Annotated in this window: 10 protein-coding genes and 2 tRNA genes; 5 read left to right on the top strand and 7 right to left on the bottom strand. The window is 72.5% G+C overall.

Going from position 1 to position 11,064, the window contains the following annotated elements; all coding sequences use genetic code 11:
• Positions 1-673: peptidoglycan-binding domain-containing protein (locus CIK81_RS16925; protein ID WP_114355938.1), on the top strand; the 673-nt coding region annotated here is incomplete at its 5' end.
• A gap of 103 nt (positions 674-776) precedes the next feature.
• On the opposite strand, the gene CIK81_RS16920 is transcribed toward CIK81_RS16925, so the two are convergent.
• The 3 genes from CIK81_RS16920 to CIK81_RS16910 all read right to left on the bottom strand — a co-directional run bounded on the left by CIK81_RS16920 (position 777) and on the right by CIK81_RS16910 (position 3,330).
• A complete protein-coding gene (locus CIK81_RS16920; RefSeq protein WP_114355937.1) occupies positions 777-1,358 on the bottom strand; it encodes a dihydrofolate reductase family protein in 582 nt (193 codons plus the stop codon).
• A 240-nt stretch (positions 1,359-1,598) separates the two neighbouring features.
• The gene (gene tig, locus CIK81_RS16915; protein ID WP_114355936.1) at positions 1,599-3,170 is read right to left on the bottom strand and encodes a trigger factor; all 1,572 of its coding nucleotides are present in this window, start codon (positions 3,168-3,170) and stop codon (positions 1,599-1,601) included.
• 86 nt (positions 3,171-3,256) lie between these two features.
• Positions 3,257-3,330, bottom strand: a tRNA-Pro gene (locus tag CIK81_RS16910).
• 139 nt (positions 3,331-3,469) lie between these two features.
• Here CIK81_RS16910 and CIK81_RS16905 point away from each other — a divergent pair.
• A tRNA-Gly gene (locus CIK81_RS16905) sits at positions 3,470-3,540 on the top strand.
• A gap of 27 nt (positions 3,541-3,567) precedes the next feature.
• On the opposite strand, the gene CIK81_RS16900 is transcribed toward CIK81_RS16905, so the two are convergent.
• The gene (locus CIK81_RS16900) at positions 3,568-4,416 is read right to left on the bottom strand and encodes an SAM-dependent methyltransferase (RefSeq protein ID WP_176485543.1); all 849 of its coding nucleotides are present in this window, start codon (positions 4,414-4,416) and stop codon (positions 3,568-3,570) included.
• Between the two features lie 138 nt (positions 4,417-4,554).
• Between CIK81_RS16900 and CIK81_RS16895 the strand changes: the two genes are divergently transcribed.
• The 3 genes from CIK81_RS16895 to CIK81_RS16885 are packed head-to-tail and all read left to right on the top strand — an operon-like array spanning position 4,555 to position 7,964.
• A complete protein-coding gene (locus tag CIK81_RS16895) occupies positions 4,555-6,171 on the top strand; it encodes a DNA-3-methyladenine glycosylase 2 family protein (protein WP_114355935.1) in 1,617 nt (538 codons plus the stop codon).
• Positions 6,168-6,731 carry a methylated-DNA--[protein]-cysteine S-methyltransferase gene (locus CIK81_RS16890; RefSeq protein ID WP_096163991.1) on the top strand — a complete coding sequence of 188 codons (564 nt, stop codon included), beginning with the start codon at positions 6,168-6,170 and terminating at the stop codon, positions 6,729-6,731. Before CIK81_RS16895 ends, CIK81_RS16890 begins: the two co-directional genes overlap by 4 nt.
• 12 nt (positions 6,732-6,743) lie before the next feature.
• The gene (locus CIK81_RS16885; RefSeq protein ID WP_096163990.1) at positions 6,744-7,964 is read left to right on the top strand and encodes a PLP-dependent aminotransferase family protein; all 1,221 of its coding nucleotides are present in this window, start codon (positions 6,744-6,746) and stop codon (positions 7,962-7,964) included.
• Between the two features lie 30 nt (positions 7,965-7,994).
• Here the strand turns inward: CIK81_RS16885 and CIK81_RS16880 are convergent, their stop codons facing one another.
• From CIK81_RS16880 to CIK81_RS16870, 3 genes are read right to left on the bottom strand one after another with little or no spacing between them, the layout of a single operon-like run.
• Complete coding sequence (locus tag CIK81_RS16880; RefSeq protein ID WP_096163989.1) at positions 7,995-8,702, bottom strand: bifunctional 2-polyprenyl-6-hydroxyphenol methylase/3-demethylubiquinol 3-O-methyltransferase UbiG; 708 nt, start codon at positions 8,700-8,702, stop codon at positions 7,995-7,997.
• 17 nt (positions 8,703-8,719) lie between these two features.
• A complete protein-coding gene (locus CIK81_RS16875; RefSeq protein ID WP_241964237.1) occupies positions 8,720-10,378 on the bottom strand; it encodes a hypothetical protein in 1,659 nt (552 codons plus the stop codon).
• Positions 10,375-11,055, bottom strand: a complete 681-nt coding sequence (locus tag CIK81_RS16870) for an ATP-binding cassette domain-containing protein (RefSeq protein ID WP_096163988.1) — start codon at positions 11,053-11,055, stop codon at positions 10,375-10,377. The genes CIK81_RS16875 and CIK81_RS16870 overlap by 4 nt, the downstream gene beginning before the upstream one ends.
• Between the last annotated feature and the right edge of the window lie 9 nt (positions 11,056-11,064).

Raw genomic sequence — 11,064 nt, 5'->3', positions numbered from 1 at the left:
GGCCGCCCCGGCCGCCCCGGCGGCAGCAGCCCAGGCCGCTCCGGCCGCCCCCGCTGCGACGGCCCCCTCGGTCAAGCTCGACACCAGCAGCAAGCTGCGCTGGGGCTCGCGCGGCAACGCGGTCGAGGCCCTGCAGTCCACCCTGAACGCCAAGGGCGCGAACCTTGCTGAGGACGGCGTCTTCGGCCCGCGCACCCACTCGGCCGTCAAGAACTTCCAGTCCTCCCAGGGCCTGCAGGTCGACGGCGTCGTGGGCCCGAAGACCTTCGGTGCGCTCGGCGGCTCGGCGACCTCCGGCGGCGGCGCCTCGGCTCCGGCCTCGACCTCCTCGACCTCGAGCAACACCAGCTCCATCGTGAACGCAGCGCGTTCGGCGGTCGGCTCCCCCTACAGCTGGGGCGGCTCCTCGCTCGGCGGCATGGACTGCTCGGGCCTGGTCAACTACGCCTACTCGGCGGCCGGCATCGACCTGCCCCGCACGAGCAGCCAGATCGCCAACGGCGGCAAGTGGATCTCGCAGTCCCAGGCCCAGCCCGGCGACATCGTGGCCTACTCGGGTCACGTCGCGATCTACGCCGGCAACGGCCAGATCATCGACGCCTCCAGCTCCAAGGGCAAGGTCGTCGAGCGCGGCCTCTGGGGCAACCCGATCGGCTTCGTGACCTACCGCTGATCCTCTCAGCACCTTCACGAGGGCCCGGACTCCACGCGCAGGGAGTCCGGGCCCTCGTGCATGGTGGGGCGTTCGACGCGGAGCCGGCGGCGACCGGCCCGGCTCACCGCCGGGGGCGATAGACGCGTCCGCCTGCGGCGCTCACTGCTCCCTGTGGCCACTCCACGAGCTCCCAGCGCACGCGCCGTCCGCCCGGGACGTCGAAGATCCGGGTGCCGTCCCCCAGGAAGACGGGCGCCACGAACACCTGCATCTCGTCGAGGAGGTCATGCTCGAGCGCCTGTCGAGCGATGTCGGCGCTGATGATCTGCACGTCCTTCTCCCCGGCGATCTGCCGGGCACGGCGCACCGCCTCGCGCACATCGCAGTCCATCGGCGCGATCGCCGGATCGTCGGCGATCTCGTGAGGCCGATGGGTCAGCACGATCTCGGTACCGGACCAGGCGCCTCCGTACGCCTCCGCGGTCAGCTCACCGCGTTCGTCGGCCTGTGCGCGGGCCGCGTCGTACCCACGGCGCCCCGAGATGATGACGCCGACGGGCTCCGCGAGGGCCGCGATGCCGTCGTCGCTCTCCGCGCCCTGCGAACTCTCGGCAGCGGCCTCCTCCAACCAGCTCATGTCGTGCCCCGGACCGGCGATGAAGCCGTCCAATGATGCTGTGAAACCCCAGGTCACCGATCCCATGTCTCCCCCGTGCCCGTCTCCGTCGTCGGGACGCCCTCATCGGGGCACCCTCGTCCCGGCCCTCGGGCTCGTGGGCCGGTGGCGCCACGTTGTCACCCCGGGTGCCGGGGCACAAGACCGACGGGTTCTCCGGGCGCCTCCGAGGCCTCGGCGCCCCACGGGGACGGCCGACGGGCCGCCACCCCGGTCAGGGTGACGGCCCGTCGACGACGTCCCGGCTGGGTCAGCCGGGCGTGAGGATCACTTGTCCTCGGACTTCTCAGCCTTCTCAGCGGACTCGGCCTTCTTGGCCGGAGCCTTCTTCGCCGGAGCCTTCTTGGCAGCAGCCTTCTTCGGCGCAGCCTCGGTGGCCTCGCCCTCGGCCGACGCCTCCTCGGAGGCTGCGGCCTTCTTGGCCGGCGCCTTCTTCGCGGGCGTCTTCTTGGCCGGCTCGGCGTCCTCGGAGGCAGCAGCCTTCTTCGCCGGAGCCTTCTTCGCCGGGGCCTTCTTGGCCGGTGCCTTCTCGGCCGGCGCGGCGTCCTCGGACGCTGCCTCGGCCTCGGCCTTCTCCAGGCCCAGGTCCAGCACATCGCCCTGGGCGTTCTTCACGGTGACGTCCGCCAGGACGACCTCGAGAGCCTTGGAGCGCTGCACCTCGCCGAAGATCTGCTCGAGCTGGCCGGACTGGGCCAGCATCTGCAGCAGCTGGTTGGACTCGATGCCGTACTGCGCCGACAGCTGGGTCATGTAGTTCATGAGATCGTCCTGCTCGACGCTGACCTCGCGGGTCGCGTTGATCTCGTCCAGCAGGAACTGGGCGCGGACGGCCTTGGTGGTGTCCTCGCGGATCTCCTCGCCGTGCGGGTCGCCGGCCTCCTTGCCCTCGTTCTCGAGGTGAGCGTTGATCTCGTCCTCGACCAGGGCGTCGGGGACCGGGATCTCGAGCTCCTCCAGGAGCTTCTCGAGCAGGGCGTTGCGTGCCAGGGACACGCGGTTGCCCTCGGCGTCGGCGGCGGCCTGCGTGCGCAGGTCGTCCTTCAGCTCGTCGATCGTGTCGAACTCGGAGGCCATCTCGGCGAACTCGTCGTCGGCCTCGGGCAGCTCGCGCACCTTGACGGACTGCGCGGTCACGGCGATCGCCGCGTCCTCGCCCGCCCGGTCGCCGCCGGCCAGCTGAGAGGTGAAGGTGGTGGACTCGCCGGCCGAGAGGCCGGTGAGTGCCTCGTCGAGGCCCTCGAGCATGTTGCCCTCACCGATCTGGTAGGAGACGCCCTCGACGGACTCGATCTCCTCGTCGTCGATGGTCGCGGTCATGTCCAGGGACACGAAGTCGCGGTCCGCGGCGGGACGGTCGACGCCCACGAGGGTGCCGAAGCGCTCGCGCAGGGCGTCCAGACGCACGTCGACGGCGTCGTCGTCGACGGTCGGCTCCTCGATCTCGACCTCGAGGGTCGAGAAGTCGGGCAGGTCGATCTCGGGGCGCACGTCCTGCTCGACGACGAAGACGAGGTTGCCCTCCTCGGAGCCGTCCAGGCCCGGAATATCGCTGACCTCGACCTCGGGGCGACCGACGGGCTTGATCTCCGCCTCGGCGGCGGCCTGCTGGTAGAAGTCCGGCAGGGAGTCGTTGACGGCCTCCTGCAGGATCGCCGGGCGACCGAAGCGCTGCTCCACCAGGCGAGCGGGGACCTTGCCCTTGCGGAAGCCGGGGATCTGCACCTGGTCGGCGATCTTCGTGGTGGCGGCCTCGATGGCCGGCTTGAGCTCGTCGAAGGGCACCTCGACGGTGAGCTTCACCCGGGTGGGGCTGAGCTTCTCGGACTCGGTCTTCACTGGTCAGGTCTCCCTGTGGATGGTTGGTCTACGGTCAGTTCTCACGGCGCTCCGGAGCTCGCACGCGGCGGCCACCCGAAGCGGAGTCGGGGTGACAGGATTTGAACCTGCGACTTCCCGCTCCCAAAGCGGGTGCTCTACCAAGCTGAGCTACACCCCGGAGGGCAACCCCAGCGATATTACCCGCTCCCCCGCCGCGACGCTCGAATCGGTCACGTGCCCTGTGAGGAGATGCATGTCGCGTGGAGAACACTCCGATGTGCGACGACGCCGCCGATCTGATTCAATGGGGAGGTCATGCGGGCGTAGCTCAATGGTAGAGCCTCAGTCTTCCAAACTGATTACGCGGGTTCGATTCCCGTCGCCCGCTCTCCGACGAAGAGCCGTGGCCTCCGGGTCACGGCTCTTCGGCATCCGGGGAAGGTGCCGCGCCCGCCGCCCGAGCGCCGTCGCACCCGGCGCGCACGAGCCGGACGATCGCGGTCTCCCCGTCCTCCCCCACGACGAATCCCCGCTCCGCCCATGCAGAGGTCGCCTGCGCGACGGCGAGCGCGGACGGGGCCTGCCGGCGATGCATCTCCAGCAGCAGCACGCCACCCGGGGCGAGCCAGGACGGCGCCCCACGGACCAGCACGCGCACCTCGTCCAGCCCGTCGGCCCCGGAGACCAGGGCCGCCGCCTCCTCGTGCTCGCGGGCCTCGCGCGGCAGCAGATCGACCGCCGCACTCGGCACATAGGGCGGGACCGCCACCAGGAGATCCACGCTTCCAGCCAGCTCCTGCGGCAGGGCGCCGAGGCCGACGCCGTGGTGCACGGCGGCCGCGGAGGGAAGATTCGTCCGGGCATACGCAAGGGCCCGTTCGTCGCAGTCGGTCACGTGCAGCTGCACGCCGCTCACACGGCGGCCGACGAGTGCGGCGACGGGGGCGACCCCGCAGTACGCCTCCACGACCACTGGTCGAACCCGGGTGCGAGCCTCGGCGATCGCCGCCTCGATGAGCAGCACCGTGCGCTGACGCGGCACGAAGACGCCCGGCCCGACGTCGAGGACCTCTCCGGCGATCTCGACAGCACCGACCAGATGCTCGAGGAACTCCCCGGCCTCACGGCGGACGATCAGTCGTTCCAGGTCATCGCCCGCGGCCGCCCGGCGCAGGATCGCGGCCTCGTCCTCTGCGAACACGCAGCCGGCTCGGCGCAGGCGCGCGACGAGCCGATCACTGCGGTCCCGCGTCGGCGTCGTCATCGCTCACAGTGTTCCCCGCCGGGACCCGCGGCGCCAGACCCTGCGTGACCGGCGAGGCCCGCACGGCGAGCGGATCGTGCGCACCACCCTGTCCGAATTCCGCTGGTGTCGCAGGCCGAGACGCGGTTCACTGGGTCCATGACCCCGATGACCGATGACGAGCGCTATGCGGCGATCCGCGCCCGGGACCCCCGTTTCGACGGCATGTTCTTCACCTGCGTGCGCTCCACGGGCATCTTCTGCCGCCCCTCCTGCCCGGCGCGCACCCCGCGGCGCGACGGGGTCGAGTTCGTGCCCTCCGCCGCGGCGGCAGTGGCCGGCGGGTTCCGGGCCTGCAAGCGCTGCGGGCCGATGGCCCCTCCCGGCAGCCCCGACGACGACCCGTCGGGATCGCTCGCCGGGCGGGCACTGCGGCTGATCGATGACGGGCTCCTCGACGAGGACGGCACGGTCCCCGACCTCGCCGCACGGCTCGCCGTCTCCGAGCGCACACTGCATCGCGCGCTGGTCGGCGTCACCGGCGCGGGTGCCCTCGCCCATGCCCGGATGCGCCGAGCGCGCCGGGCGCACGAGCTGGTGGTCGGCTCGACGCTCCCACTGGCCCGGATCGCCCATGCCTCGGGCTTCCGCAGCGAACGGCAGTTCCACGAGACCTTCTCGCAGATCTTCGGCCACGCGCCGTCCGTGGTGCGCGAACGTGCCCGGCAGGGGCAGAGCGCGGAGCCCCACGATCCCGAAGCGGTCTCGGTGCTCACCGCACGGCTCGCCGTCCGCCGGCCCTTCGACGGAGCAGGTCTGGCTGCCTGGTTCGCCCATCGCGCGGTCCCCGGCGTCGAGGACGTCACCGGCCTGGTCTGGACGCGCGCGGTGCGGCTCCCCCACGGTCCCGGTGTGCTGCAGGTGGACCTGGGGGCCGACGGACCGCTGCCGGTCACGCTGCGACTGGCCGATCTGCGCGACCATGCGCCCGCGATCTCGCTGGTCCGTCGGCTGCTGGATCTGGACGCGGATCCGATCGGCATCGATGACGGCCTGGCGGTGGCGCTGCCTCGGCTCGCACCGATGCTCTCCGCCCGGCCCGGTGTGCGCCTGCCCGGGACATCGAGCCTCCCCGAGGCGCTGCTCTGGGCGATCACCGGGCAGCAGATCGCGACCTCGCGAGCCCGGGAGCTGATCATCGCCGCCACCGACCTGCTGGGCGCCGAGCTGCCGGCGGCGCTCCATCTGGCGGGGGTTCATCGCGCCCCGGTGGATCCCGTTCTCGCCGCGAAGGAGGCCGATCAGTGGTTCCGGGGGCCCCGGGCCCGCCGCGACACGCTGAGGCACGCGGTCGCGCACGTCGCAGGCATCGACGCCGCCCCAGCGAGCGAGGGGTCCCGTGAGGACCGAGGGCGCCGTGCGGACGGAGGGGCCCGGGCGGACGGAGGGTTCGGGTCCGCGCAGCCCGTCGCCGAGCTGCGCCGGCAGCTGCTCTCGCTGCGCGGCATCGGCCCCTGGACGGCCGACTACGTGCTGCTGCGCGGGGTGCGTGCCGTCGACGTCCTCCCGGCGCGCGATGCCGCCCTGCTCTCCGCCGCCGGCGACCTGGGACTCGCCGAGGACCATCCCGGTCTCCTGCGCGCGCTCGAGGTCGCCTCGCCCTGGCGCTCCTACGCCGCGCTGCACCTGTGGCATCACCAGGCCGCACTCCGCACCACGGGCCACGCCCCGCAGAAGAGTGCGCACACCACCCCCTCGGAAGGACACAGCTCATGACGGCTCCGCACACCCCTCCAGATCCCGACCTCCCCGTCGGCACCGCCGAAGCGGCTGCGTCGACCCCGCCCGGGGCCCGCCACCGCCGGGTCCGCACCCCTCTGGGCTCGTACCTGATCGCTGCCGAGTCGGGCGCGGTCACGGGAGTGTGGCGCGAGGAGCAGTCCCATTTCCCGAGCTCCGATCGACTGGGCGAGGAAGCACCGTCCGGCGACCCGCTGCTGGACGCCGCCGAGAGCCAGCTGCTCGCCTACATCGCCGGCGAGCGCGACGGGTTCGACCTCCCCCTCGCGCCGCGGGGCACCCCGTTCCAGCAGTCCGTCTGGACTCTGCTGCAGCAGATCCCGCGCGGCGCGACCACCACCTACGGGCAGCTCGCCCGGGAGCTCGGGCGTCCCCGCGCGGCCCAGGCGGTCGGCGCGGCCGTCGGCTCGAACCCGATCTCGATCGTGGTCCCCTGCCATCGCGTGCTCGCCACGGGCGGGGCCATGACCGGATACGCCGGGGGGATCGAGACCAAACAGGCACTGCTGGTCCTCGAGGGCGCCCTGCTCGCGTGACACGATATGGACATGACCTCGCCCTCCGTGCCCACCGCGCCTGAGCCCTTCCGCTTCCCCGTCGCCGCCCGCTACGCCGGGATGGCGTCCTCCCCGCTGAAGGACATCTTCGCGCTCGCCGCCCGGAAGGACGTCGTCTCCTTCGCCGGCGGCATCCCGGACCCCGCGCTGTTCGACCTGGACGTGGTCGCCTCCTGCTACGAGTGGGTGCTCGCGCACCAGGGCCACCGGGCGCTGCAGTACGGGGTCAGCGAGGGCGAGCTCGAGCTGCGCGAGCAGGCCGCCCGTCGGCTCTCTCGGGATCTTCCCACCCACGCCTCCCAGATTCGGGTCACCTCCGGCTCGCAGGAGGGGCTGTTCGTCGTGGCGCAGGCCCTGCTCGAGCCGGGCGACGTGGTCCTCGTGGAGTCGCCCACCTATCTCGCCGCGGTGCAGGCCTTCGCCGTGCACGGCGCCCGCATGATCGGGGTGGAGACGGACGACGACGGAGTCGTGCCCGAAGCGCTCGACGAGGCGATCCGCACCCATCGTCCGCGCATGGTCTACCTGATCCCCACCTTCCAGAACCCGACCGGGCGCACCATGCCCGCTGAGCGGCGCGAGGCCGTGGCGGAGGTGCTGCTGCGCACCGACGTGCCGCTGATCGAGGATGATCCGTACGGCGCGCTGAGCTTCTCCGGCAGCACCTGGGCCCCGATCGCCTCCCTGCCGGGGATGAGCGAGCGCACCCTGCTGCTGAACTCGATGAGCAAGCTCATGAGCCCGGGCGTGCGCATCGGTTGGATGCGGGCAGAGGGATCGATCCTGGACACCCTCGCCGTCGCGAAGGCCGCGATCTCGATGCAGTCCTCCGTCGTCGACCAGCTCACCGTGGCCCGGTATCTCGAGACCGCGGACCTCGACGCCCATGTGGCGACGGTCAGCGCGGTCTACCGCGAGCGCCGCGATGCGATGGCGACGGCGATCGCGCCGGTGCTGCCTGCCGGCGCCCATGTCACCCACCCCGAGGGCGGCATGTTCCTATGGGCCTCGCTCGGCGAGGGCTACGACGCCCAGCGCATGCTGGCCGACGCCGTCGCCGCCGGTGTCGCGTACCTGCCCGGCTGGTCGTTCTTCGCCGATCACCCTGATCTCTCGTCGATGCGCCTGAGCTTCGTGACGCACTCGCCGGAGGTCATCGAGGACGCCGTGGGCCGCCTCGGCGAAGTCATCGCGCAGCACGGACAGCGCTGATCTGAGGGCCCGGGCCGCTGTCTCGGGCCCTCAGGCCGCCGCTGCCCGTTCCGCGGGCTTCTGCCAGCGCAGGGTCACCCGGAATCCCTCCCGACGCCGGATCGAGGCACCGGGCAGCACCTGCTCCGCGATCCGCCGGAGATCGTCGAGCGAGAAGTCCGGCTCCTTGACCGGGGTCAGGAGCCCCTCCCCCGGATCGCGGACGGGCCGAGGATGCTTCACGACACCGATCAGCGGATTCGTCAGCGCGTTCGCCACATCCCAGACCTGGTCGACCGCGCTCCGCGGCACGGTCAGGGTGACCACGAGCAGTCGCCCGCCGGGCCGCAGCAGGGCGCGGGCGTCGGCCAGCGCCTGCGGCAGATCCATGTGGTGCAGGGAGGCGACCATGGTGATCGCGTCGTAGAGGCCGTCGACGTCCTGCTCCGCCGCGTGCTCCGCCAGCGTGCGTCGGCGGACGCGCACGGTCGGCTCCTCATGGAAGCGGAAGGCGGTCGCGTAGGCCATCTCCTGGTCCGGATCGATGCCGTCGACCTGACCGGCTCTCGTCGCGAGCGCTGCCACCAGGTCCCCACGGCCGCAGCCCACGTCCAGCACACGTTCGGGGCGTGGCGGCAGGGAGCGCAGGATCCAGGGGTGGAAGTGGTGGTTGTGACTCCACGGATGCCGGGCGTTGAGCGTCTCGAGACGGCGACCGGTCCAGCGGATCACGGGGTTCGGTGTGGTGCGGATGTTCATCGTCGTCGTCCGTCCTCTCAGGCCCGCAGGGCGCGCAGACGCCCCCGGGTCATCATGGTCAGCAGGGCGGTCAGCACGGCGCAGGCGCCCAGGAGCCAGGCAGCGCCCGCCGTCCCCAGCGTTAGCAGCAGGCCGCCCGCCAACAGCGCGAGCACCAGGGCGTCGGCCTGCCAGCCGAGCATCAGCAGCACCGAGATGTCTCCCTGTGGGGTCGGCATGGGGGTGCTGAACGCGAGCGGCATCTGCCCCTTGGCAGCGTCGCGGGCCCGTCCGGCGATCAGCACCGGGGCGAGAGCCGGCGGCAGCAGCACCGCGTCGACCAGTCCGCTTGCGTCTCCCGAACCGCCGCTCACCAGGGCGCCGACCGCACCGCCGACAGCCCCGAGCACGGCGAGCAGCAGCAGGGGGGCGGTCGCGTGCAGGAGCACCTGCCGAGCGGCCGTCTGACCGAAGAGCTGCGGCGCACCGAGCGTCTGGATCCCATGCCGGATGCCGTCCACCATGGTGCCGCTGGCACTCCACAGGCCGAGGGTTCCTGCCGCCAAGAGGAACCAGGACAACGGGCCCGTGATCATGCTCGATCCACCGATCGCCGCGGCGGCGAGGAGCGCTCCGAGCACCCCGCCCACCAGACGCTCGGGATTGCGCAGCCAGGCGATCGCATCCCGTCGGGCATAGAGCAGCACGAGCGGGCCGGACCCGATCGCACACAGCCGGCGCCCGGTCGAGGGCGGGAGCCGGAACGCCCCGACCGTGCCGCCGAGGTCCATGGTCGAGGCGACCACGGTCGCGGCCTCCCAGCGCAGGGCCTGCTCACGCAGCACGACCCCACGCAGCCGATCCAGGAGCGGCACCGATATCCCGACAGCCAGGGCCCCGGCGACGAGCAGGCCTCCGGCCGACGCCGCGGCATGCTCGTCACCCGTCGGATAAGCGCCGCCCTGACCGACTCCGACGGGCAGCAGCATGATGGCGCCCGACGCCGCCGCGAGGCCCAGGGCGAGCAGGCGGCGAGCAGCGGTTCCGAGCAGCTGACCGCTGAGCCAGGCGACGCCCAGCAGCATTCCTCCGCCGCCGGCGGCGAGCATGAACAGCAGCAGGTCTCCAACGTCGCTGGCGGAGACCGCGACGAGGGTGATGGCGACCAGCACGGCCGGGACGGTCAGGGCGAGCACGGGCGCCAGCAGGGCACGGGCGAAGGGGCGCCACAGCACGGCGCGTCGGGGGATCCCGCTGCTGGCGAGCGAGGCAGTGAAGAAGGGAGAGAGCAGAGCGGGGCCGCGCACCGCGCCGAGCAGCACGAGTGCAGCGGCAGCGGCGAGCGGGATCGCCGTGCTCGCCTGCGGTGCCCGATCCAGCAGGAGCAGGGGCAGCACGTCGGGACGGGCGAGGGCCTGCCCCGCCGCGCGCACCACAGGGACCCCGATGAGCAGCAGGGTCAGGACGACGAGGTAGACGACGTAGAGCAGGTCGCCCCGGCTGCGGGTCCCGCTGCGCTGGGCCCACACCTCCCGCACGGCGGCGAGGGCGATGCGGGAGTCTCCGCGGCGCTGTGGACCACCTCGCGCCTCGCGCCGCCTCCGGGCCACCGCGCCACGAGGGCTGCCGGCGCCGCGAGGGCCGCCGGCGGTGCGAGGGCCGCTCGTGCCACGAGGGCCACCGGTGCTTCCGGTCACCGCTGCTCCTCGAGATGGAGTCGGGACCCGGCGAGCTCCCCGAGCAGGCGCGGACTGTGGCTCGCCAGGACGACGGCGGTCCCGTTCTCGGCGCGCGCCCGGATCGCGCCGATCACCAGGTCGAGACGCTCGGGATCCAGGCGCTGCTCGGGTTCGTCCAGCAGCAGCACCCGGAAGGGTCGGGCGAGGGTGAGCGCCAGGGCCACCAGCTGGGACTGCCCGCTGGAGAGCTCGTGCGGGAAGCGGGCACCGAGGGCGTCGATCCTCAGCTCCGCGAGCAGCTCCTCTCCACGGGACCGGGCCGCCGCGGCACCGGTGCCCCAGGTGGCGGCGATGAACTGGAGGTGCTCGAGGACGGTGAGGTCGCGTGCGGTCTGCGGTGCTCCGATGAGAGCCGCCAGCGCGGTGCGGAAGACCGGGTCGCGGTCGTCAGGACGCCGGCCGACGATCTCCACGCTCCCGGCGGTGGGCTCGAGGAGGCCGCCGAGCACGCGCAGCAGTGTCGTCTTCCCGGACCCGTTGGCTCCGGTGAGGCCGAGCACCTCGCCGGCCCGGACGCTGCCGGAGGCCTCGAGCAGCAGCACGTTCCCGTCGGAGACGACGCCGACGCCCTCGAAGCGGACCGGGCCCGTCGACGGATCGTCGACGCCGGTGGCATCTGCTACGCGGGTTCTCATGGGCCCATT

It is taken from the genome of Brachybacterium sp. JB7 (genome assembly GCF_003335205.1).
GTDB lineage: Bacteria > Actinomycetota > Actinomycetes > Actinomycetales > Dermabacteraceae > Brachybacterium > Brachybacterium alimentarium.
The sequence above is the reverse complement of the archived record's forward strand: the minus strand, read 5'-3'. Positions and strand labels throughout refer to the sequence as shown.

Bases quoted from the DNA above. Each gene is read 5' to 3' on its own strand.
- CIK81_RS16870 (WP_096163988.1), bottom strand. From the start codon at position 11,055: ATGAGAACCCGCGTAGCAGATGCCACCGGCGTCGACGATCCGTCGACG.
- CIK81_RS16895 (WP_114355935.1), top strand. From the start codon at position 4,555: ATGACCCCGATGACCGATGACGAGCGCTATGCGGCGATCCGCGCCCGG.
- CIK81_RS16890 (WP_096163991.1), top strand. From the start codon at position 6,168: ATGACGGCTCCGCACACCCCTCCAGATCCCGACCTCCCCGTCGGCACC.
- CIK81_RS16920 (WP_114355937.1), bottom strand. From the start codon at position 1,358: ATGGGATCGGTGACCTGGGGTTTCACAGCATCATTGGACGGCTTCATC.
- CIK81_RS16885 (WP_096163990.1), top strand. From the start codon at position 6,744: ATGACCTCGCCCTCCGTGCCCACCGCGCCTGAGCCCTTCCGCTTCCCC.
- CIK81_RS16900 (WP_176485543.1), bottom strand. From the start codon at position 4,416: ATGACGACGCCGACGCGGGACCGCAGTGATCGGCTCGTCGCGCGCCTG.
- CIK81_RS16880 (WP_096163989.1), bottom strand. From the start codon at position 8,702: ATGAACATCCGCACCACACCGAACCCCGTGATCCGCTGGACCGGTCGC.